Below are 24,577 nucleotides of genomic sequence, written 5' to 3' on the forward strand. Positions count from 1 at the left end.
TCAGGCATGGACCGGCGCACACGCCGAGCATCTGCCATGCAGCTCGATGTTGGAATGCCCCAGGGCAAAGCGGTTGTTCCGCGCCCAGTGGTCCAGGCAGTGGCCCAGCTGTTCATCGATGAACTCATCCACATGGCCGCATCCGTCACAGATGGCGAAGGCCGTCATCCCGTGGTCGCGGCCTGGGGGATGCGCGCAGGACACATAGGCATTCATGGACTCCAGGCGATGGACCAGTCCCTGCTCGGCCAGCTTGTCCAGCGCGCGGTAGACCTGGGTGGGCGCGCTCAGGCCCTGCCCCCGGAGCTGGTCGAGTAGCGCATAGGCGGTGAGCGGGGCTGCGGCTTGCTGGAGGGTGTCGAGCACCCGTTGCTGGTGGGCGGTCAATGGCATGGTGGTTTCCTGGTTCTTTGCGCACGGCCTTCTTGCCGTGCATCAATTTTGCAATGTTATAACATAACAAATCAATTTCAGCCTGTTCTTGCAGAGATGCCGCGCAGTGCCTGGCGCACCAAGCAAAACGGCCACCCCGTCGGGGTGGCCGTTTGTGATGGACCGGCGGCGCCTGTGCGCCGCCGAAGACAGGATCGGCTTATGCCAGCAGCGCGTCGATCGCGGCGTTGAAGGTGGCGCTGGGGCGCATCACGGCGTCCATCTTGGCCACGTCAGGCTGGTAGTAACCACCGATGTCCACGGCCTTGCCCTGCACGGCGCGCAACTCTTCCACGATCTTGGCTTCGTTGTCGGCCAGTTGCCGGGCCAGGGGAGCGAACTTGGCGGCCAGTTCGGTGTCCTGCGTCTGGGCGGCCAGGGCCTGTGCCCAGTACAGGGCGATGTAGAACTGGCTGCCACGGTTGTCCAGCTCGCCGGTGCGGCGCGAAGGCGACTTGTCCTCGTCCAGCAGCTTGCCCGTGGCTTCGTCCAGGGTCTTGGCAAGCAGCTTGGCGCGGTCGTTGCCGTTCTTGATGCCCAGGTCTTCCAGCGAAACGGCCAATGCCAGGAATTCGCCCAGCGAATCCCAGCGCAGGTGGTTTTCTTCCACCAACTGCTGCACATGCTTGGGAGCCGAGCCGCCGGCACCCGTTTCGTACATGCCGCCACCGGCCATCAGCGGAACGATGGACAGCATCTTGGCCGAGGTACCCAGTTCCATGATGGGGAACAGGTCGGTCAGGTAGTCGCGCAGGATGTTGCCGGTCACAGAGATGGTGTCCAGGCCGCGGGCCACGCGCTCCAGCGTGTAGCGCATGGCACGGACCTGCGACAGGATGTGGATCTCCAGGCCGCTGGTGTCGTGGTCCTTGAGGTAGGTGTTGACCTTCTTGATCAGCTCGGCCTCGTGCGGACGGTAGGGATCCAGCCAGAACACGGCGGGCATGCCGGAGTTGCGGGCACGCGTGACGGCCAGCTTGACCCAGTCGCGGATCGGGGCGTCCTTGACCTGGCACATGCGCCAGATGTCGCCCTGCTCCACGTTCTGGCTCATCAGCACCTCGCCCGTGGCCAGGTCGACGATATTGGCTACGCCGTCTTCCTCGATCTCGAAGGTCTTGTCGTGCGAGCCGTACTCCTCGGCCTTCTGCGCCATCAGGCCCACGTTGGGCACGGTGCCCATGGTCTTGGGATCGAAGTTGCCATGCCACTTGCAGAAGTTGATCATCTCCTGGTAGATGCGGGCGAAGGTCGACTCGGGCATCACGGCCTTGCAGTCGTAGGGCTTGCCATCGGCGCCCCACATCTTGCCGCCCTGGCGGATCATGGCGGGCATGGAGGCGTCCACGATCACGTCGTTGGGCGAGTGGAAGTTGGTGATGCCCTTGGCCGAGTCCACCATGGCCAGCGCGGGACGGTGCTCCTGGCAGGCGTGCAGGTCACGGATGATCTCTTCGCGCAGCGAGGCGGGCAGCGTCTCGATCTTCTCGTACAGCGTGGACATGCCGTTGTTGACGTTCACGCCCAGCTCGTCGAACAGCTTGCCGTGCTTCTCGAAGGCTTCCTTGTAGTAGATCTTCACGCAGTGGCCGAACACGATGGGGTGCGAGACCTTCATCATCGTGGCCTTGACGTGCAGCGAGAAGAGGATTCCGGCGTCGCGGCAGTCGTCCAGTTCCTTCTCGTAGAAGTCGCACAGCGCCTTCTTGCTCATGAACATCGAATCGATGATCTCGCCGGCCTGCAGCGCGACCTTGGACTTGAGCACCACGGTCTTGCCGCTCTTGGTGGTCAGCTCCATCTTGACGTCGCGGGCCTTGTCCAGGGTCATGGACTTTTCGCCGTGGTAGAAGTCGCCATGCTCCATGTGCGAGACATGGGTCTGCGACCACTGCTTCCACTCGCCCATGGAGTGCGGGTGCTTCTTGGCGTAGTTCTTGACGGCGGCGGGGGCACGGCGGTCGGAATTGCCTTCACGCAGCACGGGGTTCACGGCCGAGCCCAGGCAGCGGCCATAGCGCGCCTTGATGTCCTTTTCCTGGTCGTTGGACGGGTTCTCGGGATAGTCGGGCAGCGCGTAACCCTTGCCCTGCAGCTCCTTGATGGCCGCGGTCAACTGGGCCACGGAGGCGCTGATGTTGGGCAGCTTGATGATGTTGACATCGGGCTCCAGCGTCTTCTTGCCCAGCTCGGACAAGGTGTTGGGCACGCGCTGGCCTTCTGCCAGCAGGTCCGAGAACTCACCCAGGATGCGGTGGGCGACGGAGATGTCGGCGGTCTCGACGTTGACGCCGGCCGGTGCGGCGAAGGCGCGCACCACGGGCAGGAAGGCGCTGGTGGCCAGGCGCGGGGCCTCATCGGTCAGGGTGTAGATGATGGTGGGTTGCTGCGTACTCATCTCTTGTCTCAGGTAGTGAAAAGGTAGGGGTCGCGCCGCAGGCCGTCGAGCCGGCTTCCGCAGGGGGAGCGGAGCCGGCGCGGCCTGACGCTGCGGGATCGCCGAGCAATGCCCCGTCGCGCCAGCATGCTGCCTCGGCGTTTTCTGCAATGCGATCCCACAATACAAAATTCTAAGCGGAACCCGCCGTATTTTTTAAGTCTTGTAGAAGACTTAGGGTTTTACAGCGGCATTCAGGCCCTGTTTTCACAGGGAAAGCGGCTGGGGCCTCCTTGTTTTCTGCCATGTAAAAAATGCTGTGGCGCAAGGGACACGAAAGCCCCGCAGGCCCGCCCCTTCAAACCCACAGTCGGTACATCCAGAACGACTCATCGTGCTCGAAACGCCGCGCGAACTCGCCCGGAGAAAACCCCGTGATCTGCCGCACGGCACGGCACATATGGGCCTGGTCCGAAAATCCTTCGTCCAGGGCCAGCGCCGCCCAGTCCAGCGGCAGGCCCTGCGCGTGGCGCTGCCGCGCCGCGTGGAACAGGCTTTCGGTGCGGATGATGCCCTGCCACTGCCGCAGGGACCGGCCACTGAACAGCTTGATGCGCCGCTCCACCTGGCGCGCGCCCAGCGTGTGATGCCATTGCAGCGCCTGCATTCCCAGCCAGGCCACCCAGTGGCGCCCATGCTCGCGCAGCGAGGGCAGCACCTGGTTGCCGCCTGCCCCCACCTCGCGCCAGCGCGGCGCCAGGTGGCGCTGCAGCGCCCGCAGAGTGCTGGCATCATCCTCGGCCGCGAGCAGGGCCTGACAGAGCGCAGACCATGGCGCTCCCAGCACCTCGTGCGCCGCGGCAAATGAATCCTGCACCGCGATCACCCCGGGGCCGAACAGCTTCAGCGCGGCATCCAGGTGCAGGCAGGCCATGCCCCCGCGTCCCGGCCGGTCGGCCCAGCTTGCCGTGGATGTGGTCTGGCTGCCCGAGAGCATGACGCAGGAGGCAAAGGGCCGGCAGCCCCCCTCCCCCACCAGGCCCGCGGCCATGTCCTGGTACCAGGACAGGCACACCATGGGCGTGGCCGGAAAATGCGACAGCCGCTGGGCATCGTCCAGGGCCACGCCCCGCGTGTCGCGGCATGCGACCGCCACCACGGCACCTTGCAGGCCCGGTGGCGCGGGATACAGCCGGGAATGCGGCTGCGGGCCCGGCCCCGCACAGCGCGGGGCCCTGGCATGCAGGGGTGGGCAGGCAGAGAAATCATTGCGCCCAGGGCACTCGGGGGTCTTCACGGCGGCGTCCATGGGCCGCAGTGTAGGGCCAGCACGATGTCGGTTTGATTCAAGACGGGCGCGACCCATCCGGCGACCATGCAGCCATGCATCGCCCCGAACCTCCATCCGAACTGTCCCGGCCCGCCTCTTGCGGCTGCCCCCATTCCTCCTCCCTGGAATCGAACCACACGGCCCCCGCAGACAGCCCGGGCGTTGCAGCGGCCTGGCCGCCAGGCCCGGCGACGGGGCTGACCGGCTGGACACTGCTGCGACCCATGGCGCGCGACCTGCTGGGCACACTGGCGCAATGGCGCGACGCGCATGGCGATGCCATCCACCTGCGCATCTGGCCCGAGCACCAGGTGGTCCTCACCCACCCCGACCTGGTGCGCGAACTGCTGGTCGGGCAGCACGATGCGCTGACGCGCTGGGAACACGGCATCTCGGTCTTTGCTCAACTGCATGGGCACAGCGTGCTGGTCAGCGAAGGCCATCCCTGGCGTGCCAAGCGCCAGGCCCTGCTGCCGGCCTTCTCCCCCAGGACCGTGCAGTCCCAGATCCCTGCCCTGACCGCCACCGCCGAGGCCTCGCTCCAGGGCTGGCCAGGGCAGTCCCACGACTTTCCCATGGAGCAGGCCCTGACCACGCTGACCATGGACGTGATCATGCGGCTGGTGTTCTCCGGCGCCATGGGCGAGGATGCGCGCGCCGCCGGGCAGGCCATCCGCGAAGTCAGCCACGCGACCAACCGCGAGTTCTACTGGCCGCTGCGCTGGCCCGACTTCATGCCCTGGAAACGCGGCAAGCGCCAGGCGCTGGCCTGGCTGCGCGGCTTCATCGACCAGCAACTCCGCGCCCGGTTGGCGCAGAAGCCGGCAAACTGGCCCGAAGACCTGCTGAGCCGCCTGCTGCGCCTGCACCAGGACGACACCCGGACATGGACGCTGCAGGCCGTGCGCGATGAGTGCATGACGGCCTTCCTGGCAGGCCACGAGACCGTGGCCAGCAGCCTGACCTGGTGGTCGTGGTGCATGGCATCCCATCCCGAAGCGCAGGAGACGGTGGCCGAAGAAGTCCGCGAGCGACTCCAGGGCCGGCCGCCCACGGCGCAGGACCTTCCGGCACTGCGCCAGCTGGACTTCAGTCTGCGGGAGGCCATGCGCCTGTATCCCGCGGCCCCCGTGCTCATCAGCCGGCGCTGCACGCGGCCCGTGCAGCTGGGGCCATGGCGCCTGCCCGCAGGCACCATGTTCATGATCGCGCCGGGCCTCATGCAGCGCGACGCGCGCTGGTTTCCCGAACCCCATGCCTTCCGGCCGGCGCGCTTCGACGAAGCGCATCCGGACGGTGCCCCCACAGCGCCACGCGGCAGCTGGATGCCATTCGGCACAGGCCCGCGCATATGTCTGGGCCAGCATCTGGCCCAGGCCGAGATGGCGGTGGTTGCCGCCATGCTGCTCCAGCGCTGGCACCTGCACGCGACACAAGGCGCCAGCGCCCCTCGGCCCGTGCTGCAGGTCACGCTGCGGCCTCAGGAGCCTTTGCGGCTGCGTCTGGAACCGCGCGCACACGCAAAGAATCCCGGGTAAACGCGAGGACATATTGCGCCAAGTCATCCACAAAGCACGCCAATTCCGCCAAATTGTCACCCATCCGCATTTATCCTGTCTTTTTGAATCCCAAAGACTGGACTGGAGACGATTTGAGCACCCTGGCTATCGTGATTTCCCTGGCGGGACTGATGTTCCTGGCCTACCGAGGCATTTCCGTGCTGCTGCTGGCACCGCTGATGGCCGCCGTGGCCGTGCTGCTGTCCGGCGACCTCAGCCACATGCTGCCCCTGTACACCAGCACTTTCATGGGAGCGCTGGGCAACTACATGCTGCAATTCTTCCCCGTGTTCCTGCTGGGGGCGTTGTTCGGGCAATTGATGGCCGACTCGGGTGCCGCCACGGCGATATCGCACTGGATCATGCGCGTGCTCGGCGAGAGGCACGCCATCCTGACCGTGGTCATGGCCTGCGCGGTGCTCACCTACGGCGGCGTGTCGCTGTTCGTCGTGGCCTTTGCCATCTACCCCATCGCCAAGTCGCTGTTCCGGGCGGCGCATGTGCCCAAGCGACTGATACCTCCGACCATCGCGCTGGGCTCTTTCACCTTCACCATGACGGCGCTGCCGGGCACGCCGTCGATACAGAATGCCATCCCCATCCCCTACTACGGCACCAACGTCTTCGCGGCGCCGGGCCTGGGCATCATCGGTGGCCTGACCATGCTGGCCCTGGGCCTGTGGTGGCTGCAGTCGCGCGCGGCCCAGGCCCGCGCGGCCGGCGAAGGCTATGGCGAGCATGACGATGCCGTCGAGCAGCCAGTCCATGGCGACGGCGACCCGGCCCTGCACAGCCCCAGGGACCTGCCGCTGCTGCTGGCCCTGCTGCCGCTGGTGCTGGTGATCGCAGTCAACGCACTGCTCACCTACGGCGTGTTCCCGCAGATGGATCTCGGCTTCCTGAAGGAGCGCTTTCCCGCCGTGGACCCGGCCAAGCAGACCGGGCTGTGGGCACTGATCGTGGCCCTGGCCGTTGCCTGTGCCGCGCTGGTGCTGCTGGGCCTGGGCCGCTGGCGCAACCTCAAGGAATCGGTGAACAAGGGCGTACTGGGCTCCATGCTGCCCATCTTCAACACCGCCTCGGAAGTGGGCTACGGCGCCGTGATCGCCGGCCTGGCGGGCTTTGCCATCATCCGCGAGGCCGTGCTCAACGTGGCGCCCCACAACCCGCTGATCTCCGAGGCCGTGGCCATGAACGTGCTGGCCGGCATCACGGGCTCGTCCTCGGGCGGACTGTCGATCGCCTTGTCCACGCTGGGCAAGGACTACCTGGCCATGGCGGCCCAGCTGGGCATCAGCCCCGAGCTGCTGCACCGCGTGGCCGTGATGGCGGCCGGCTGCTTCGACACCCTGCCCCACAGCGGCGCCATCATCACGCTGCTGTCCATCTGCGGCCTGACGCACCGCCAGTCCTACGGCAACATCGCCATCATGACCATCGGCGCGCCGCTGCTGGCCCTGGTGCTGGTCATCACGCTGGGCACCCTGTTCGGATCATTCTGATGGCGGTGCGCGCGCGGCAAATACCACGGCGCCATGCAGGCCACAACCGGCATATGACGTATAGGCAGACAACCGGCGCGGCACAACAATGCATGCACGGCGATACGACATCGCCCCGATTCATTCCCGCACCAAGCGACATCCGCTGCCAACGTTGCCAGCGATGATGTCGGGCAACAAAGCCTGAACTGGTCCCCTCGCCCGGACCGGTTCGGGCTTTTTTGTTTGCGCTCCATGGCCGGCACCTGCCCGACGGATTTGCAGCATCCGTAGGCGAAGCCGTGCCCGTACGGGAATGCAGGGGTGGCGATGCGCAACGCCGCCCCTCAACCCCTTCAGGAGCAGCAGCATGAGACACGGAGATATTTCCAGCAGCAATGATTGCGTCGGCGTGGCGGTGGTCAACTACAAGATGCCGCGCCTGCACACCCGGGCCGAGGTGCTGGACAACTGCCGCAAGATCGCCGACATGCTGGTGGGCATGAAGCGCGGCCTGCCCGGCATGGACCTGGTGATCTTTCCCGAGTACTCCACGCACGGCATCATGTACGACGCCAAGGAGATGTACGACACGGCCAGCGCCATCCCGGGTGAAGAGACCGAAATCTTCGCCGACGCCTGCCGCCGGGCCAACGTCTGGGGCGTGTTCTCCCTGACGGGCGAGCGACATGAGGAGCACCCCAACAAGGCGCCCTACAACACCCTCATCCTCATGAACAACCAGGGCGAGATCGTGCAGAAATACCGCAAGATCATGCCCTGGGTGCCCATCGAGGGCTGGTACCCGGGCGACTGCACCTATGTGAGCGAAGGCCCCAAGGGCCTGAAGATCAGCCTCATCATCTGCGACGACGGCAACTACCCCGAGATCTGGCGCGACTGCGCCATGCGTGGCGCCGAGCTGGTCGTGCGCTGCCAGGGCTACATGTACCCGGCCAAGGAGCAGCAGATCATGGTCTCCAAGGCCATGGCCTTCATGAACAACTGCTATGTGGCCGTGGCCAATGCGGCCGGCTTCGATGGCGTCTACTCCTACTTCGGCCACTCGGCCATCATCGGCTTCGACGGCCGCACCCTGGGCGAAACCGGCGAGGAGGAAATGGGCATCCAGTACGCCGAGCTGTCCAAGCACCTGATCCGCGACGCGCGCAAGAACGGCCAGTCGCAGAACCACCTGTTCAAGCTCGTGCACCGGGGCTATACCGGCACCATCAATTCGGGCGACGGCGACAAGGGCGTGGCCGCCTGCCCCTACAGCTTCTACAGCCAGTGGGTCAACGACCCCGAGGGCACGCGCGAGATGGTGGAGTCCTTCACACGCAGCACCGTGGGCACGCCCGAATGCCCGATCGACGGCATTCCGCACGAGGTGCCCAGGCACCGCTGATCCAGGCCCCCGCCCCTTTCGCTGGCCGCCCCCCCGGCCAGCCTACCCCGATGGAAAAGCTGACGATGAACCAGACCGCAAGCCCTTTGCACGCGCCGCATGTCCAGGCCGCCGATCCGCTGGCCGCCTACCGCATCCATGACGAGCCCTTCTATCGCCCCTCGGGCCGCGAGGTACAGCTGTACCGGCATGCCTACCAGCACCGATTGCCGCTGATCCTCAAGGGTCCCACGGGCTGCGGCAAGACGCGCTTCGTGGAGTACATGGCCTGGGCGCTCAAGCGCCCGCTGGTCACGCTGGCCTGCAACGAGGACATGACGGCCTCCGACCTGGTGGGCCGCTACCTGCTGGATGCCGATGGCACGGCCTGGCACGACGGCCCGCTGACCCTGGCCGTGCGCCATGGCGGCATCTGTTATCTCGACGAGGTGGTGGAGGCGCGCCAGGACACCACGGTGGTCATCCACCCGCTGACCGACGCGCGCCGCGCCCTGCCGCTGGACAAGAAGGGGGAACTGGTGCATGCCCACCCGGACTTCCAGCTCGTGGTCTCCTACAACCCCGGCTACCAGAGCAGCGCCAAGGACATGAAGCCCTCGACGCGGCAGCGCTTCGTGGCGCTGGATTTCGACTATCCGGCACCCGACATCGAGGCTGACATCGTGGTCCGCGAAACCGGCATCGCCCCGGACACCGCGCGCAGCCTGGTCAACCTGGCGCAGGGCACGCGCGCGCTGCGCCACCGGGGCCTGGACGAAGGCGCCTCCACGCGCATGCTGATCTACGCGGGCCTGCTGATGCGCGACGGCGTCCCGGTGCAGGACTGCTGCGACATGACCATCACGCGCGCACTGACCGACGACCCGGACACGGCCGCAGCGCTGCGCCAGCTGGTCGAAGCCGAGTTCGGCGCCTGAGGGCCCTCCCATGGTCGCCCCGCCCTCATCCGACGACACCCGCCTGCACCACTCTCTGAGCCTGCTGGCCAGCGCGCTCGCACGCCAAGACGTCACCGTGCAGCCGCTGGCACGGGCCACCCCCTCGGAGCAGGCGCTGCCGCCGCGCGCCGTGCTGGCCGGCTCACCGGCACGGCTGCTGCTGCCCGCCCAGGCGATGCGAGGGCCGCTGCATGCGGCCACCGTGGCCCATGCCGCGGCCCACCTGCGCTACTCGCCCGCGCGCCAGGACAGCCGCGCCCTCAAGCCCATGGGCCAGGCCGTGGTCGCGGCGCTCGAAGATGCGCGCGTGGACCGGCTGCTGTGCCGCGCGCATCCCGGTGTGCGCCGCTGGTTCGAGGCCTGCATCGCGCCCGAACCCGATCCGTCCGACCTGGGCTTTGCGGCCTTCATGGCGCGCCTGGACCGCATGCTGCTGTGGCCGGACCATGCCGATGGCAACCACTGGATCCACAAGGCACGCGGCCTGTTCGAGGACACCGCCACGCGCCACGGCCTGGAGGACCCTGCCGCCTTCCGCGCCATCGCCTCCATCCTGGCCAACGACCTGGGCCAGATGCGCGTGCGCATGGACCCGCAGCACCACGCCGTGCCCAGCCCCTACCGCGATGACAACAGCCATCTCTGGCAGCACCCCGACTCCCCGGACCGGCAGGACGATCCGCTGGCGCTGCCGCAGGCCGGCACCGGCGCGGCACGGCCGGCATCGCCCGGCGCCACGCAAGGCGCCGATCACAGCCGGCCGCAGGACATGGAACTGGCCCGCCATCGCTATCCCGAATGGGACCACAGGCTGGAGCGCCTGAAGGCGGACTGGTGCACGGTCATCGACACCCTGCCCCAGGGCCAGAGCCCGGAGGCAGCGCCGCCCGGCAACCCGCGCAGCCCCCATGGACGCCCCCCCATGCCCTTGCCGCGGGCACGCCAGCTCGATCGCCGCCAGCGCCTGCGCCGCCAATGGGAGGGGGACGAGCTGGACTTCAACGCCGCCATCGAAGTCCAGGTGGACCGCCGCCTGCGGCTGCTCCCCGAACCTCGCCTGTTCCTGCGCGCGGGCAAGGGACCACGTCCCGCCAGCCTTCTGGTGCTGATGGACGCCTCAGAATCGGTCAATGCGGTCGGCCCCCACGGCATGCGCCTGCTCGATCTGGAAAAGCAGGCCGTGCGCATGCTGGCCGAATCCCGCGTCGCGGGCATGGAGCGGCTGGCCATCCACGCCTTTTGCTCCAACACGCGCGCCGAAGTCCACTATCTGCACCTGCTGGATTTCGGCATGCCGTTCGCGGGCAGGGCCCCCGCCCTCCTGCATGCGCTGCAAGGCCGCTACTCCACCCGCCTGGGCGCCGCCCTGCGCCATGCCACCACCGTGCTGGCGGCGGAGCCCGAAGGCCAGCGCCACCTGCTGGTGCTCACCGATGGCGCACCCAGCGACATCGATGTGCACGACGTCCGCCATCTGGTCGAGGACGCGCGCCACGCCGTGCAGCAGGCCCGCTGCGCCGGCATCCGCATCAGCTGCCTGGCCGTGGACAGCCAGGCCGACAGCTACGTGCGCCACATTTTCGGCTGGCGCAACTACGGCATCGCCGACGACGCCAGCCACCTGCCCCGGCGGCTGGCACGGATGGGCGCCCGTCTCGCCGCAGGACGCTGAGATGGCCCGCAACCTCGATTAACCTGGGAAACCGGAACACGAAGACCGCAAGCACAGGAGTCCACACTTGGCAAACACCGATCCCGTCAGAGTCGGCATTCTCTATTCGGCCACGGGCACCACCTCGACCATAGGCCAGTCCCAGCTGCGGGGCGCGCAACTGGCCATCGACGAGATCAACGCCGCCGGCGGGCTGCTGGGGCGCGAACTGGTGGCCGTGCGCTACGACCCCGCCTCCACGCCCGCACGCTATGCGGCCCTGGCCGAGCAGCTCATCGTGGGCGACGGCATCAACGTCATCTTCGGCTGCTACATGTCCAGCAGCCGCAAGGCCGTCATCCCCATCGTCGAGAAATGGAACCGGCTGCTGTTCTATCCCACGCTCTACGAGGGCTTCGAGTTCTCCGGCAACGTCATCTACACCGGCGCCGCGCCCAACCAGAACAGCGTGCAGCTGGCCGACTTCATGACCAGCAACTTCGGTGCCCGCGTCTACCTCATAGGCTCGGACTACATCTACCCCTACGAGTCCAACCGCATCATGGGCGAGCTGGTCATGCAGCAGCCAGGCAGCGCCATGCTGGGCGAGCACTACCTGCCACTGGATGCCACCGAGCGCGACTACGCAGTCCTCATGCGGGACATCCGCGAGCGGCAACCGGACTTCATCTTCTCCACCGTGGTCGGCGACTCCACGGCCAGCCTCTACCGCGCCTATGCGGACGCGGGTTTCGACCCGCAGACCATGCCCATGGCAAGCCTCACCACCTCCGAGGCCGAGATCGCCCAGATGGGCGCCGACATCGCTGCCGGCCACTTCACGGCCGCCCCCTACTTCCAGTCCATAGACTCGCCCGCCAACACGCGCTGCCTGGCCCTGCTGCGCCAGCACCTGGGTGAAGACTGCCGGCCCAACCTGTGCTGGGAGGCCGCCTACTTCCAGATGCACCTGTTTGCCAACGCCTTCCGCCAGGCCGGCAGCGACCGCATCGGCGAATTGCTGCCCCATCTGCTGGGCAGCGAATTCGATGCACCCCAGGGTCGCATCAAGATCGACCCCGGCAACCACCACACCTGGCTGTACCCGCGGGTGGGCCGGGCCAACGCGCAGGGCGGTTTCACCATCGTGCGCCAGGCCACGCGAGCCGTCTCCCCCGACCCGTACCTGGTCACCCATTCCCTGGGCGACTGGACGGCCAGCCTCGGTGCCCTGGAGGACTGAGCGTGGATGCCTCCCCGAAACATGACGCTGCGACAGGCAAGCCCTTGCTGGAAAGAAAGCCGCTGCTGCGCGCCACCTCGCCCCAGCTCAAGGAGTTGCGCCAGTTGCGTGTCGCCGTCGTCCACCCCGACGATGCCGACGGGCGCCTGCTGGTCCAGCAACTGCAACGCATAGGCTGCCAGGTCCAGGCCCTGTGGCCGCCCCAGCCCAGTCTGCCCGAAGGCACGGACGTGGTCTTCCTCGCCGTGCGGCCCGACCACCTGCAGCTGCACCACCCCTGGACCCGGGGCGAAGGCGAGAACCCGCCCACCGCCATTGCCGTGGTCAACTACGAGAACCCCACCGTCGTCTGCGCCGTGCTGGAACTGCAGGTACAGGCCATTCTGCCCTCGCCCATACGCTCCTTCGGCCTGCTGTCCACCCTGGTGCTGGCACGCAGAAACCACAAGGAGTCACGCCAGCAACAGCACCGCATCGCCAGGCTTCAGGCCAAGCTGCTGGGCCAGCGCCGCGTGACCGAGGCCAAGTCCATCCTCATGCAGACCCATGGCATCGGCGAGGACCAGGCCTACGAAATGATCCGCGCGCAGGCCATGAGCCGGCGCAGTTCGGTCGAGGACGTTGCCCAGGCCATCGTCCACGCCAGCGAGATCCTATCGCTGGGCAAAGGAAGTGGCAGGCCTCCCCCCTGACGGCCTGTCACTCCAGGGGCTGGGGTATCACGGCCCCATGCCGTCAACCAGGGACGGGACAAGCCCCACCGAGGACTTCACCATATCGATGTGCAGGATGCCGTCCTCGTCATAGGCGTCACCCACGGCTTCAAAGCCGAGGGAGGCATAGAACCCGTGCAGGCGTGCCTGTGCCCCGATCCGGATGCCTTGCCCGGGAAAGCGCGCCTCGGTGAAGGCGATGGCCTGGGTCACCAGGGGACGTCCGAGCCCGCGCCCCCGGAACCTTGCCAAGGTCATGACACGCCCGATCGAGGGCTCGCGGTACTTGATGCCAGGCTCCACGACCCTTGCGCAGGCCGCAAGCTCGCCCTCGACAAATGTCCTCAGATGCCAGCAGGAGGGGTCCACGCCATCGGCCTCCTGATAGGCGCATTGCTGCTCGACCACAAAGACCGACTCCCGCGCCTTGATGATCTCGTACAGCTCCAGCGCAGTGAATGACTCCATTCGAGCCCATTTGAATTCCAGGTCCATCATGTACTTTCTCGATCAAGGATGCGCGGCCGCCTCGCGTGCGCAATTCACAGGTAGTGCCGCTTGACCACCAGATAGCGCGCGGGCAGCTTGCCCGTATTGCCAAAGGAGCTCTCCAGCCGGGTGGAAATCCGGGCACAGTCCCCCGCTTCCAGCTCGAAGACCGCAGCATCGCCCCGCAGCGTCAACCGGCCCTCCAGCACCAGGACCTGGTCTTGCGAATGAAGGCTCTGTGTGGCAGGAAACGTCACCGTGGCCCCGGCAGGCAGCTCGACCGCGACGATCTCGGTATCACCGTTGTCGCCGGCAGGAGACACCAGCCGGCGCGTGTACCCCGTCTGCGGATCGGTCCAGACGGGCTGCTCCTGCATGCACCGCATGGCCGGCCTGCCGGGCCGGCGCTCGCTCATCAGCGAAGACAGGCTCAAGCCCATCGCATCACCGATCCTGGACAGGAGAACGGCCGTGGGACTGCTTTGCCCCCGTTCGATCTTCGAGATCATGGCGCGGCTGACGCCCGCCTGGGCCGCCAGCTGTTCGAGCGTCAGGCCCCGCTCCATCCGTTCCTCGCGCACACGCCGGGGGATCAGGCTTTCGAGAGATGCATGGCTTGTCATGCCATCTACTATAGTGGAAATCCACCATGGTGGAATGCAGGGAAGGCACATGACCGGTGTCACCATGCGCTTGCCGATCAAGGTCGGGGACGCCGAGTCGGGGACATCACCCAGGGACGCGGATCCCTGCCAGGACGCAGGACGCGCTGTGCTTGCCGACAGTCGGCCAGATGACCAGGCCGTTGCGTACGACGCTCAACGGTCGGCCTCTTGCGGATCCAGGTAGTGCTTGAACAACGCAAGCGCACCGTTGAGCACCGCGCCTTCATCCTCGATCGGCAGCCCTTGCACCGAGGTGTCCTTGACTCTCAGTTCCGCCTGATCGCGCAATTGCCTCAGCGTCTGCACATCCACCCCGCCATGGTGCAAGGAGTGGCGGATCACGTCATGGACGAATTCACCCAGGCCTATATAGGCGGCGGCCAGCATGCATGCCTGATTGCGCGCATTGTGTATCTGCATCTCCATGGAGATGGGTTGCTTGTCTTGTTTCATTGGGATATCCAGGCAGGGACATCGGACAATCATGCGCAACTGGCGAGGGTTCAGGAAGTACTCATCCAAAAACAGGAATATTCCTAGGAATGTTCTGTCTTCAAGATGCACGAGCATGCCGGCGACTGACCGCCTCGCCTGACTCCGATGCGCCAACCTCACCCCAGTCGGCACCACCATCACCACAACCCGCCGTCACCTCCTCGAAGCAGAACGCTCCCAGCTTCGGCGCAAGCCCTTTGCTCCTCGAGGGTCCGGCGATCACTGAATCGAAACCGGATCGGCATCCTGCCGCAGCGTCTTCATCGGGGAATCATGCGCAGGCCTCCCGGGTCTCCCACAAGAATACGGAACAGATCCAGGCATTGGGTACGACCGCAGTCTTTGCCACCAGCGGAGCTTTCGCTGAAAGGACAAAGCTGCCATCGACACCCCAGAACCATCCTGAGAAACCAACCAGCATCAGGCGCACGGCTCCATTCCCTGAGGAAAAGCCAGCGTCGAAAGCACCCATTGCTCAACATGCCAGGTTCAACATTTTTCCGGGGTCACCGCCTCCCAAGGATCGGGACATCAGGGCGAATAGATATCACCAGGACCAGCTGGCCGGATCCATGCTGCTCAGCGCCATGCGTGCCGAGCAGCAAAAGACACGCAGGCAACACCATGTCCAGATGGCGGAGTCCACAAGGCGCAATGCTGCGGACACCGAATCCGCACTGCGGGCCGCCCTGAATCAGGTGCTCGAAGCCCGCAAGGAAGCTGCCTTCTTTCGTGAAGAAGCTGCACGGGCCAAGGACGAGGCGATGATTGCCCGCAAAGGCATGTGGCTTGGGCTGCTCGTGGCCCTGGTTTCGGTTCTGATCAGTGCCTCGTCCCATTGGGCATACGTGTCAAGCGGCGGCGGCTGACCGGCAATGCCGGCTTCTCAGGGCTGGCTGATCGCAGAGCGCCTTCGCCGCCAACAGAAGCCCCCCAGCCGTCCTACTTCGTAGCGACCAGTTGACTGACTCTCTGCATTGCGTTGTGGATTTCGCTGGCGACATACGAAGAGATTTCCTCGCTGCTCACGCCAGGAACGATGGCAGCACTTCCCTTGTCAGCGGAGGCACTCCAATGCAGATTGAACAGGAGCTCCTTCAGATCGGCAGATTCCATCACATCAGACATCAGCCCCTGGAAGTCCAGGATCACCTCCATGCGTTTATCTCCATCCTTTGCCAGCCTGCAAAGCTGCTGGAACCAGGATGCCTCACGCAGGTACTCAAAGAATGCAAGCACGTCCGGTTGATATATGCCCTCTCGTCCATCGACCAAGAGATCTTTCCCCGGTGCAAATGTATCACGGTAGCGGAGCAGCGCCTGCAGTTCATCGGCACTGATGTCGAATTCCAGCTCGGCCAACTTCTTGCGAGGTCCTTTGAGCCAGAGAAGTTTGGCCTCGTGGGCTGTACTCGCGAGGACCTGCGGAATCTTGCCGGCCTCTTTGTCATACATCTTGATATCTTCGAAAATCAGGTGGCGCTTTCCCAGCATGGAGGCCTGGGCTTCTTCACAAGCACGGATGATCCAGTAGGCCTGCTTCTTGTCCTTTGCACTGAAGCTCGTGGAATTCTGGGCAATGAACTGGATGTTCTGAGCCATGTTCCAAGCCACCACCGCCCAATAGCGGTAATCTGTCAACTTCTCACGGGATGGAGATTCGTCATGGATGTACTCATTCCATGGACCGCTTGGCACATCACCGATAGCGGCAACCACCGATGTCTTTTCCCGAGTTCCCAGCCATCCGTAACCGTGCGCCTTTCCCCCCTCAAAAATACAGAGCGCATAATCTTTGCTGCTCTCCTCGGATTCAAAGCGGACAAAGCTCCCATCGCGCACAAAAGGAGCCAACGCCTCCAGTTGCTGAGAGACTCGTTCGGTTATCTTGTCCACATCGATCTCCTCGATTATGAGCAGAGTTCTGTGGCTCTTGCCATGCCAGCCAACCGCCGCCAATGCAGCATCCAAGGGCATCTCCTCGGTGATCCAGCCTTTATCCTTCAGCAGCTTGGAAATCTCCTTGCCTTGCTTCCTGGCGATCTTGATGTTGATTTCAGTCTGGCGAAAAGCGATGCCCATTTGCCAATTCCCTCCAGAGATTGATTGCAAACCTTGATACAGCTTCCGGCGTGCATGAGACGCCCTTCCGGACACGTGCGCTCGATTTACGAACGCAGCTTCCCCCAGCGGGAATATAGCCTCCGGCAACCTTTCTGAAGTTGACGCTTTGTCCACCCCCGCTTGCGGATCCATCCTCGAGCGAAGGATGGCTGTTCAGTGCGACCAAGGCGCTGGGCCGCTTGAAAGCCATGTCCGACTCTTTTTGTTCGGTGGACTGGGCCCGCATACCTGGCTACGTACCAGCCAACACGCTCCGAAGCATCCAGCGTCTGACCGCTTCAACCGCCTCGGGCTTTCGCGGCTTTCGCGGGCACACCACGTAGTAGCCAGCATCCGTGTGCATCTCCTCCTGGAACAGTTGTGCCAATCGACCATCCGCAAGGCAAGGGCTGACGAACTCCTTCTGAACAAGGGCCAGACCCTGCCCCAGGAGCGCAGCATCGATGGCCAAGGTAGTCTGGTTGAACCAGATGGCATGCGCAGGTGCTGCTGGCTCATGGTTCGGGAACTGCTCGAAGTAATGGCTCCAGGGGGACTGGGAATCGTGCAGCAGCACAAGGGGCATCTGCATGCTCGCTTCCCGGCCCGAGTACTGAAGCAGACGCGGGGTCCCCACGGCGACCAGGCACTCCGGGAACAACAGATCGGCCTGGATCCCAGGACCGAAGGGCGGACGGCCATATCGAACAGCCAGATCCACCGCTTCCGTATGGAAATGCGAGAGGCGCTCGGTGGCCAGCACTCGCAGTTCGACATCGGCATGGGCCCGTGTGTAGTCGGCCAGCCTCGGCATGAGCCATTTGGTGGCGAACGTGGGCGTCACGCTGACCGTGACGCCCAGTTTCTCGGGCGCAAGGCTCTGCGTGGCATCGGCCAGCATATCAAACGCGCGGCGCACTGTGCCGATGTAGCGCTGGCCGTTCTGCGTGAGGCTCAGGGCACGAGGCCGGCGCTCGAACAGTTTCACGCCGATCTCGGCTTCCAGCGCCCGCACCTGCTGTGCAACAGCACTCTGAGTCACACCCAGTTCTTCCGCAGCCCTGCGGAAACTGAGATGCCGGCTCGCCACCTCGAAAGCCCGCAGCGCGTTCAAGGAGGGGGTGCGGTGTATCCGGGTATTCATGGCTGTAGATTTTCTACTGAATCAAGGCAGCCATTCCACGGCCTGGACAGCCCAGAGGGTCATGAACCTGAAAAAAAATGGCCATGTCTACGAAAGGTACCTGCCACATGGTCACAGCAACAGAAAAAGTCGCTCTCGTCACGTCCGCCGCCACGGAGATCGGAACCGCGATCGCTCGGCGGCTTGCCGCGGACGGCTTTCGCATGGGCCTCATTTCGTCCACCGACAAAGGCGCAGCGCTCGCGCGGGAACTCGACGGGGTCAGCGTCACCGGCTCCGGCGAATCCTTGACCGACCTGCTGTGCCTTGTCGAACTGGCCCATCAACGCTGGGGACGCATCGACGTGCTTGTCAACAACGCCTCCCGCGGACAAGGCGCACCCCTTCTGGCTTTGTCCGACGAGCTTTGGCTGGCCGACGCGAAGGCCAACCTCCTGCAGGTGGTGCGGCCGACGCAACTGGTAACCCCCATCATGCAAAGGCAAGGCGGCGGAGTGGTGATCAACATCTCGGGCGCCGCAGCGAAGGCGGACAGCGAACTGGCGCCAGCATCGTCCACCATTCGGGCCGCACTGGAATCGTTCACACGGATCTTTGTCGGTGGCTACTCGCGGGCCAACATCCGCATGAACAACATCCTGCCCGGCTGGATCGGAAGTGCCGGCGTACATCAGAACCACATGGCATCGGTACCCCTGCAAAGGTTGGGCACACCTGAGGACATTGCCGCGGCCGTGGCCTTCCTCGCCTCGGAAGGAGCCGCATACATCACGGGCCAGACGCTGCGCGTGGACGGAGGCCTTGGGGCATCCTCACCATGAGACTCGATCCGCCGCACCCCAGCCAGAACCGTCGGTCAGTACCCGGTGCGGATGGAGCAGCACGAGCAGCAAGGCGACGCCCACGGCACAGCTGGACCATGCAGCACGCCTACCAGGGAACGAATATGGCAACCAGCAGCACCGCGACGACAGCACCTGCGATGTACAGCATGCGCTTGGTCGCAAAGCGGTTGCGGGAAGACGAGGTAGGCACTTGACCAGGGGAATTGGGGGCGGGTTTTGTCATGCCCTCAAGCATGTGCGTCCACCGTCCCCGACCCTGTCGGACAACCGCAGCACAGGGAATCGGACCACAGGAGGTCCGCATGGCGAGCAGCCGCCGACCTCTTTTGCCGACGCCGCCAATCCGCACGTCTCACTTCGCCCTGACCGCCAGGTGCGGAGGCATCGACGTCCTGCTGAAGCAGTGTTGAGAGGACTTCTTCGGACTGCTCGTGCCTGCATACCGGCTCGACGCCCGGCGAAGCCGCTGCTTCGTGGAAGCAAAGACTGGGCAGACAGCATCGAGACGACCCACGCGACCTTGACCACCTTCAGTTTTCCAGCGGCCCCACACGCGCCGAGAATCGCCCTCGCGTCTCTTGATGCACGCCGGCTCCAAGGCCCTGCGCGTGAAAGTTTCCGTCTCACTGTGCACAATTACGCCCTTCTCTCTCAGGCGAATTTGTGCCTTATAGGAAGTCGAGCCGTCGGCCTTCTTCCTTGCCGTAATTGACCCCAATGCTACGGTGCTCCACGTTCTTTTTGGAGCACTGAATGTATCACCGGGATAGGAAAGTCGGGGTTTTTCGGGGGAGATCGGTGCTACAAAACAGTGCTCCATACTCCATGGAGAGCGCGATGAACGATCAAATACACAAACAAAATCAACAAGTTGCATTGAATTGGCGCATGTCCGTCGCGCCCATGATGGACTGGACAGACAAGCACTGCCGCTACCTGCATCGCCTGCTGAGCCGCCACACCCTGCTCTACACCGAGATGGTGACCACTGGTGCGCTGCTGCATGGCGATGTGCCCCGGCACCTGCGATTCGAGGGTGAGGAGCATCCGTTGGCCTTGCAATTGGGGGGCAGCGAGCCCGGCGATCTGGCGCAAAGCGCCCGGCTGGGGGCGCAATGGGGCTATGACGAGATCAATCTGAACTGCGGCTGCCCCAGCGAACGCGTGCAGCGTGGAGCGTTCGGCGCCTGCCTGATGAACGAAGCACCCCTGGTGGCCGATTGTGTGAAGGCCATGGTGGATGCGGTGGACATTCCCGTCACGGTCAAGCACCGCATCGGCATCGACAAGGATGAGAGCTACGGCTTCGTGCGCGATTTCGTGGGCACGGTGGCCGACGCCGGCTGCCGCGTCTTCATCGTGCATGCACGCAACGCTTGGCTCAAAGGCCTTTCACCCAAGGAAAACCGCGAGATCCCGCCGTTGCGCTACGAAGTCGTGGCCCGGCTCAAGCAGGATTTCCCCGGGCTGACCATTGCCATCAATGGCGGCATCAAGGCCGACTCCACGGTGCAGGAATTGTTGCAGCAGGTCGACGGCGTGATGGTGGGCCGCGAGGCCTACCACAACCCCTGGTGGCTGGCTTCCTGGGATGCGTTGTACTACGGCGAAGCGGACCAGTTGCATACGCGAGAGTCGGTCGAGGAGCAGATGGTGGCCTATATGGAGCGCGAGGCTCGCGCACATGGCACGCACTGGTACTCCATCGCCAGGCATATGTTGGGCTTGCGCAACGGGCTGGCAGGGGCCCGCCGCTGGCGCCAGGTCTGGAGCAACCACAAGCTCAAGCAACTGCCGCCGTCAGAGGTGATGCGGCTTGCGCGCACCAAACCAGCCGAAGGGGCGCTCGAAGCCTGACTCGGCACACGACATTGCAGGCAAGCCGTGGCCTTGCAGGCCGCCGAACGACCTTCATCAACAAAACTATCACTTACGCGACAGCAGTAGAGGGGTTTTACTACCAATTTTTTTAGCGTGCTGCTGATATATTGCACTGCAACAAATTCCACCCCCCTCCTTGTACCCATGCTTTATCAGCTCTACGAAATCCAGCGCGCCATGGTCGAGCCCTTTGCCGATTTCGCGCAGGCTGCCGCCAAGCTTTACAGCAACCCCCATTCGCTGTTGAGCCAGGGCCCGTTGTCCCAGCGCATGGCCGCCGGGTTCGATCTGTTCTACCGCCTCGGCAAGGACTACGAAAAGCCGGAGTTCAACCTGCACACCGTGGATGTCGGCGGCGTGGACGTGACCATCCGCGAGCGCGTCGAGGTGGACAAGCCATTTTGCGAACTGCGCCGCTTCAAGCGCTTCTCCGACGACACGGAAACGCTGCAGACCATGCTGAGCCAGCCGGTGGTGCTGATCGTGGCGCCGCTGTCGGGCCACTATGCGACGCTGCTGCGCGATACGGTGCAGAGCATGCTCGGCGACCACAAGGTCTACATCACCGACTGGAAGAATGCCCGTCTGGTGCCCTTGGCCGATGGCGAGTTCCACCTCGATGACTATGTGAACTATGTGCAGGAGTTCATCCGCTACCTGCAGGGCAAGTACGGCCAATGCCACGTGGTCAGTGTCTGCCAGCCCACCGTGCCGGTGCTGGCTGCCGTGTCGCTGATGGCCAGCCGCGGCGAGACCCCACCGCTGTCGATGACCATGATGGGCGGCCCCATCGATGCGCGCCGCTCTCCGACCTCGGTGAACAATCTGGCCCAGAACCGCAGCTTCGAGTGGTTCGAGAACAATGTGATCTACCGCGTGCCCGATGGGTATCCAGGCGTGGGCCGGCGTGTGTATCCCGGCTTTCTGCAGTACTCTGGCTTCGTGGCCATGAACCCCGATCGCCACGCCAAGAGCCACTACGACTACTTCAAGGACCTGATCAAGGGCGACGACGCCAGCGCCGAGCACCACCGCAAGTTCTATGACGAGTACAACGCCGTGCTCGACATGGATGCCGACTACTACCTGGAAACCATCGCCACGGTGTTCCAGGACTACAAGCTGGTGCACGGCACCTGGGAAGTCCGCTCGCCGGAAGGAAAAATCGAGCTGGTTCGGCCGCAGGACATCCATGGCAGCGCGCTCCTGACCGTCGAGGGCGAACTGGACGACATTTCCGGCTCGGGCCAGACGCGGGCCGCGCACGACCTGTGCACGGGTATCGCGGCCGACCAGCGCCAGCACCTGGAGGTTCAGGGCGCAGGACACTACGGAATCTTCAGCGGCCGCCGCTGGCGTGAGATCGTGTATCCACAGGTGCGCGACTTCATCCACGCCCACCAGCCCGAGAGTGCCACCGCCGCCAGCGCGGCCGGACATGCCAGCAGCCTCAGTGATGATGCCCCGGCGGCCTCCGACTCCACGGCACCTGCGCGCCGCCGTGGCGCCAAGGTGCAGGCAGGCTGACAAGGCCATGTCCGCCTGCGCCCCCCTCGGCCGCGATGCGCTGGCAGCGCGCATTGACGCCGCATTGCCGCAGACGCAATGCACGCGTTGCGGCTACCCCGACTGCGCAAGCTATGCGCGGGCCGTGGCCGCGGGCGAGGCCGGCATCAACCAGTGTCCCCCGGGCGGTGCGGCGGGCGTCGAGCGGCTGGCCGCGCTGACAGGCCGACCGGTCATTGCATTGAGCGTGGAGCATGGCGCCGAGGCGCCGCGCAACGTGGCCGTGATCGACGAGGCCTGGTGCATAGGCTGCACACTGTGCATCAAGGCCTGCCCCACGGATGCCATCCTGGGCGCCAACAAGTTCATGCACACGGTGATCGCCGCCCACTGCACGGGCTGTGAACTGTGCATTCCGGTCTGTCCCGTGGACTGCATCGAACTGCACAACGCCAGCGGCCCGGCCACCGGCTGGTCTGCCTGGAGTCCGCAGCAGGCAGAGCATGCACGCCAGCGTTATGCAGCGCACCGCGACCGCCTGGATGCGGACCGTGCGAAGACGGCCGTTGCAACCGCCATGCAAGAGGAAAAGAAGCTCGACGGGCCTTCCACGCCCTGCCCGACGCCTCCGGCCACGGACAGCAAGCAGGCCACCATCGCTGCCATCCTGGCCCGCGCGCGGGCACAGCGCGCAGGTGCAGGTGCCTCGCCCGGCACCCACTGAGCCAGGCGCGCGGCTCGCCTGACGGGCCGGCCTGCGGCTAAGCCGCCAGCGCCAGGCTCTTGTACACCCCGCAGCCCCAGTACAGCCCGCCGTGCTTGCACACGAAGGACATCTTGGTCTGCACCTGCTGGGTCGAGGGGTTCCTGAAGTCGTATTCCACCCAGCCCGGCCCGCGCTCGGCCTGGGCGATGATGTCGTTCAGCAGCTGCTCCCCGCGCACGCCGGGCAGTTCCTGCACGCGCACGCCCACGCGTGAGGGATTGCCGCCAAACGCCCGGTAGCTGCCATCGGCGGCCAGGGCGAAGACGTACATGTCGCGGTCATGGAATGGCTGGCCGGGATCGTTGACGGCGGCCAGCAAGGCATCGGTGGTCACTCCGCGCCGGGCCATACGCATGGCGGACTCGACCAAAGCCACGGCCTCCTCGGCCGTTCCCTGCTGGAGTCGAAAGCGTGATACCGCCCCGGACAGCATCTGCGCACGCTGCTGCAACGCGCGGGCCTGCTCCAAGGCGTGGCCCACCATCTGCGCGTTGTGCTGTGTAATCTCGTCGATCTGGTGCACGGCACGGCTGATCTCCGCAAGGCCCGTGCTCTGACTGCCCGTGGACCGCGACAGCTCGCCCATGTGCTCGGCCACCTGGCGGATGCCTTCGGTCACGCGCTCCATGCCACGACCAGCCGTGCGTATCAACTCCGTGCTTTGCCCGACCTGGGCCAGCGCGTCGCCGATCAGGTGGCGTATCTCGCGCGCGGCCTCCGCCGAGCGCTGTGCCAGGGAGCGCACCTCGCTGGCCACGACGGCAAAGCCCCGGCCCTGCTCCCCCGCGCGGGCCGCCTCCACGGCGGCATTGAGGGCAAGGATATTGGTCTGGAAGGCGATCCCGTCGATCACCCCGATGATCTCGCGCATGCGGCCGGCGCTGCTCTCGATGGTTTCCACAGACTCCACGGCGCGCCCCATGGCCACCACGCCTTCGTCGGCGGCGCCGCGCACGGCGCTGGCCTGGCCATGGACCACGCCCACCACGTCCGCGTTGTGCTGCACGGCGCTGCTGAGCTGCTCCACGCTGACCACCGTCTGCGCCAGATTGCTGGCCTGTTGCTCCGTGCGTTCGGACAGGGCACGGTGCTCATCCACCAGTTGCTGGCCTGCCTGGGCCACCAGTGCCGCATTGCTGCGCACGTCGGCCACCATGCCCGACAGCGAGGTGACCATGCCGCCCAGCAGGGCCTTGGGATTCTTCGCGGCATCCCCTCCCTCCGGGAACGCCACGGCCTCGACGGCCACGCGCTGGCTCAGGTCCCCCTGGGCGATGCCCTGCATCGCCTGCTGCAGCAGTTCGCGCTCTGCCCCCACTCTGGACCAGAGCCGGTACATGCCGGCCAGCAGCATGAGCCCCCACAACGCCAACGCGCCCCACAGCCACCCTGCAAGGCCGGTTTCCGTTGCCGCCAGCGCCAGCACCGGCCCCATCAAGGCCCATAGGGTGAATGCAAGAAAGCCGGCCCCCGGGCCGGATGTATGCTTACGATGCCTGCTTTCATCTTTTTCCATGCCAGCGCCTGCCTGCATAGCGGATTGCCTCTCTT

21 protein-coding genes are annotated in these 24,577 nt (G+C 65.1%); 12 read left to right on the plus strand and 9 right to left on the minus strand.

The window, feature by feature from the left end; genetic code table 11:
* From L1Z78_RS14815 to L1Z78_RS14825, 3 genes are all read right to left on the minus strand, one after another.
* The gene (locus L1Z78_RS14815; RefSeq protein ID WP_234637166.1) at window positions 1-393 is read right to left on the minus strand and encodes a Fur family transcriptional regulator; all 393 of its coding nucleotides are present in this window, start codon (window positions 391-393) and stop codon (window positions 1-3) included.
* Window positions 394-592: 199 nt separating this feature from the next.
* A complete protein-coding gene (locus L1Z78_RS14820) occupies window positions 593-2,830 on the minus strand; it encodes an NADP-dependent isocitrate dehydrogenase (RefSeq protein ID WP_234637167.1) in 2,238 nt (745 codons plus the stop codon).
* A 337-nt stretch (window positions 2,831-3,167) separates the two neighbouring features.
* Window positions 3,168-4,118, minus strand: coding sequence for a helix-turn-helix domain-containing protein (locus tag L1Z78_RS14825; protein ID WP_234637168.1), 951 nt, complete (start codon window positions 4,116-4,118; stop codon window positions 3,168-3,170).
* 245 nt (window positions 4,119-4,363) lie between these two features.
* Between L1Z78_RS14825 and L1Z78_RS14830 the strand changes: the two genes are divergently transcribed.
* The 7 genes from L1Z78_RS14830 to L1Z78_RS14860 all read left to right on the plus strand — a co-directional run bounded on the left by L1Z78_RS14830 (window position 4,364) and on the right by L1Z78_RS14860 (window position 13,111).
* Window positions 4,364-5,677 (plus strand): cytochrome P450, encoded by a 1,314-nt coding sequence (locus L1Z78_RS14830; protein WP_234637169.1) that lies wholly within the window; start codon window positions 4,364-4,366, stop codon window positions 5,675-5,677.
* Window positions 5,678-5,790: 113 nt separating this feature from the next.
* On the plus strand, window positions 5,791-7,200 hold the full coding sequence (locus L1Z78_RS14835) for a GntP family permease (RefSeq protein WP_234637170.1): 1,410 nt from the start codon (window positions 5,791-5,793) through the stop codon (window positions 7,198-7,200).
* A 349-nt stretch (window positions 7,201-7,549) separates the two neighbouring features.
* Entirely contained in the window at window positions 7,550-8,587 is a 1,038-nt protein-coding gene (locus L1Z78_RS14840) for an aliphatic amidase (RefSeq protein ID WP_234637171.1), read from the plus strand.
* Between the two features lie 65 nt (window positions 8,588-8,652).
* Window positions 8,653-9,504, plus strand: a complete 852-nt coding sequence (locus tag L1Z78_RS14845) for a CbbQ/NirQ/NorQ/GpvN family protein (protein WP_234637172.1) — start codon at window positions 8,653-8,655, stop codon at window positions 9,502-9,504.
* A gap of 10 nt (window positions 9,505-9,514) precedes the next feature.
* On the plus strand, window positions 9,515-11,197 hold the full coding sequence (locus L1Z78_RS14850; RefSeq protein WP_234637173.1) for a nitric oxide reductase activation protein NorD: 1,683 nt from the start codon (window positions 9,515-9,517) through the stop codon (window positions 11,195-11,197).
* Window positions 11,198-11,264: 67 nt separating this feature from the next.
* Window positions 11,265-12,419 (plus strand): transporter substrate-binding domain-containing protein, encoded by a 1,155-nt coding sequence (locus L1Z78_RS14855; protein ID WP_234637174.1) that lies wholly within the window; start codon window positions 11,265-11,267, stop codon window positions 12,417-12,419.
* Between the two features lie 44 nt (window positions 12,420-12,463).
* Window positions 12,464-13,111: an ANTAR domain-containing response regulator gene (locus L1Z78_RS14860; protein WP_418921623.1), complete on the plus strand. Its 648-nt coding sequence runs from the start codon at window positions 12,464-12,466 to the stop codon at window positions 13,109-13,111.
* A gap of 27 nt (window positions 13,112-13,138) precedes the next feature.
* Here L1Z78_RS14860 and L1Z78_RS14865 read toward each other — a convergent pair whose 3' ends face one another.
* From L1Z78_RS14865 to L1Z78_RS14875, 3 genes are all read right to left on the minus strand, one after another.
* The gene (locus L1Z78_RS14865) at window positions 13,139-13,630 is read right to left on the minus strand and encodes a GNAT family N-acetyltransferase (RefSeq protein ID WP_234637176.1); all 492 of its coding nucleotides are present in this window, start codon (window positions 13,628-13,630) and stop codon (window positions 13,139-13,141) included.
* 44 nt (window positions 13,631-13,674) lie between these two features.
* Window positions 13,675-14,244: a helix-turn-helix domain-containing protein gene (locus L1Z78_RS14870; protein WP_234637177.1), complete on the minus strand. Its 570-nt coding sequence runs from the start codon at window positions 14,242-14,244 to the stop codon at window positions 13,675-13,677.
* Window positions 14,245-14,439: 195 nt separating this feature from the next.
* Window positions 14,440-14,739: a hypothetical protein gene (locus tag L1Z78_RS14875; protein ID WP_234637178.1), complete on the minus strand. Its 300-nt coding sequence runs from the start codon at window positions 14,737-14,739 to the stop codon at window positions 14,440-14,442.
* 614 nt (window positions 14,740-15,353) lie between these two features.
* Between L1Z78_RS14875 and L1Z78_RS14880 the strand changes: the two genes are divergently transcribed.
* A complete protein-coding gene (locus L1Z78_RS14880; protein WP_234637179.1) occupies window positions 15,354-15,650 on the plus strand; it encodes a hypothetical protein in 297 nt (98 codons plus the stop codon).
* Window positions 15,651-15,723: 73 nt separating this feature from the next.
* Here the strand turns inward: L1Z78_RS14880 and L1Z78_RS14885 are convergent, their stop codons facing one another.
* Together L1Z78_RS14885 and L1Z78_RS14890 are read right to left on the minus strand one after the other, a co-directional pair.
* Window positions 15,724-16,863 (minus strand): hypothetical protein, encoded by a 1,140-nt coding sequence (locus L1Z78_RS14885; RefSeq protein WP_234637180.1) that lies wholly within the window; start codon window positions 16,861-16,863, stop codon window positions 15,724-15,726.
* Between the two features lie 274 nt (window positions 16,864-17,137).
* Complete coding sequence (locus L1Z78_RS14890; RefSeq protein ID WP_234637181.1) at window positions 17,138-18,028, minus strand: LysR substrate-binding domain-containing protein; 891 nt, start codon at window positions 18,026-18,028, stop codon at window positions 17,138-17,140.
* A gap of 107 nt (window positions 18,029-18,135) precedes the next feature.
* Between L1Z78_RS14890 and L1Z78_RS14895 the strand changes: the two genes are divergently transcribed.
* The 4 genes from L1Z78_RS14895 to L1Z78_RS14910 all read left to right on the plus strand — a co-directional run bounded on the left by L1Z78_RS14895 (window position 18,136) and on the right by L1Z78_RS14910 (window position 22,984).
* Window positions 18,136-18,849: an SDR family oxidoreductase gene (locus tag L1Z78_RS14895; RefSeq protein WP_234637182.1), complete on the plus strand. Its 714-nt coding sequence runs from the start codon at window positions 18,136-18,138 to the stop codon at window positions 18,847-18,849.
* A 912-nt stretch (window positions 18,850-19,761) separates the two neighbouring features.
* Complete coding sequence (dusA, locus tag L1Z78_RS14900) at window positions 19,762-20,730, plus strand: tRNA dihydrouridine(20/20a) synthase DusA (RefSeq protein ID WP_234637183.1); 969 nt, start codon at window positions 19,762-19,764, stop codon at window positions 20,728-20,730.
* Window positions 20,731-20,898: 168 nt separating this feature from the next.
* Window positions 20,899-22,281 (plus strand): polyhydroxyalkanoate depolymerase, encoded by a 1,383-nt coding sequence (locus L1Z78_RS14905; RefSeq protein ID WP_234637184.1) that lies wholly within the window; start codon window positions 20,899-20,901, stop codon window positions 22,279-22,281.
* 7 nt (window positions 22,282-22,288) lie between these two features.
* Entirely contained in the window at window positions 22,289-22,984 is a 696-nt protein-coding gene (locus L1Z78_RS14910; protein ID WP_234637185.1) for an RnfABCDGE type electron transport complex subunit B, read from the plus strand.
* A gap of 37 nt (window positions 22,985-23,021) precedes the next feature.
* On the opposite strand, the gene L1Z78_RS14915 is transcribed toward L1Z78_RS14910, so the two are convergent.
* Complete coding sequence (locus L1Z78_RS14915; RefSeq protein WP_234637186.1) at window positions 23,022-24,560, minus strand: methyl-accepting chemotaxis protein; 1,539 nt, start codon at window positions 24,558-24,560, stop codon at window positions 23,022-23,024.
* Between the last annotated feature and the right edge of the window lie 17 nt (window positions 24,561-24,577).

Origin of the sequence: Delftia tsuruhatensis, from assembly GCF_903815225.1 — a bacterium.
Lineage (GTDB): Bacteria > Pseudomonadota > Gammaproteobacteria > Burkholderiales > Burkholderiaceae_C > Comamonas > Comamonas tsuruhatensis_A.

Coding starts and splice junctions, on each gene's coding strand:
- L1Z78_RS14840 (WP_234637171.1), top strand. CDS start 7,550: ATGAGACACGGAGATATTTCCAGCAGCAATGATTGCGTCGGCGTGGCG.
- dusA (WP_234637183.1), top strand. CDS start 19,762: ATGTCCGTCGCGCCCATGATGGACTGGACAGACAAGCACTGCCGCTAC.
- L1Z78_RS14850 (WP_234637173.1), top strand. CDS start 9,515: ATGGTCGCCCCGCCCTCATCCGACGACACCCGCCTGCACCACTCTCTG.
- L1Z78_RS14875 (WP_234637178.1), bottom strand. CDS start 14,739: ATGAAACAAGACAAGCAACCCATCTCCATGGAGATGCAGATACACAAT.
- L1Z78_RS14915 (WP_234637186.1), bottom strand. CDS start 24,560: ATGCAGGCAGGCGCTGGCATGGAAAAAGATGAAAGCAGGCATCGTAAG.
- L1Z78_RS14830 (WP_234637169.1), top strand. CDS start 4,364: ATGGCGCGCGACCTGCTGGGCACACTGGCGCAATGGCGCGACGCGCAT.
- L1Z78_RS14885 (WP_234637180.1), bottom strand. CDS start 16,863: ATGGGCATCGCTTTTCGCCAGACTGAAATCAACATCAAGATCGCCAGG.
- L1Z78_RS14815 (WP_234637166.1), bottom strand. CDS start 393: ATGCCATTGACCGCCCACCAGCAACGGGTGCTCGACACCCTCCAGCAA.
- L1Z78_RS14845 (WP_234637172.1), top strand. CDS start 8,653: ATGAACCAGACCGCAAGCCCTTTGCACGCGCCGCATGTCCAGGCCGCC.
- L1Z78_RS14865 (WP_234637176.1), bottom strand. CDS start 13,630: ATGATGGACCTGGAATTCAAATGGGCTCGAATGGAGTCATTCACTGCG.
- L1Z78_RS14820 (WP_234637167.1), bottom strand. CDS start 2,830: ATGAGTACGCAGCAACCCACCATCATCTACACCCTGACCGATGAGGCC.
- L1Z78_RS14870 (WP_234637177.1), bottom strand. CDS start 14,244: ATGACAAGCCATGCATCTCTCGAAAGCCTGATCCCCCGGCGTGTGCGC.
- L1Z78_RS14910 (WP_234637185.1), top strand. CDS start 22,289: ATGTCCGCCTGCGCCCCCCTCGGCCGCGATGCGCTGGCAGCGCGCATT.
- L1Z78_RS14905 (WP_234637184.1), top strand. CDS start 20,899: ATGCTTTATCAGCTCTACGAAATCCAGCGCGCCATGGTCGAGCCCTTT.
- L1Z78_RS14895 (WP_234637182.1), top strand. CDS start 18,136: ATGGTCACAGCAACAGAAAAAGTCGCTCTCGTCACGTCCGCCGCCACG.
- L1Z78_RS14890 (WP_234637181.1), bottom strand. CDS start 18,028: ATGAATACCCGGATACACCGCACCCCCTCCTTGAACGCGCTGCGGGCT.
- L1Z78_RS14825 (WP_234637168.1), bottom strand. CDS start 4,118: ATGGACGCCGCCGTGAAGACCCCCGAGTGCCCTGGGCGCAATGATTTC.
- L1Z78_RS14880 (WP_234637179.1), top strand. CDS start 15,354: ATGCTGCTCAGCGCCATGCGTGCCGAGCAGCAAAAGACACGCAGGCAA.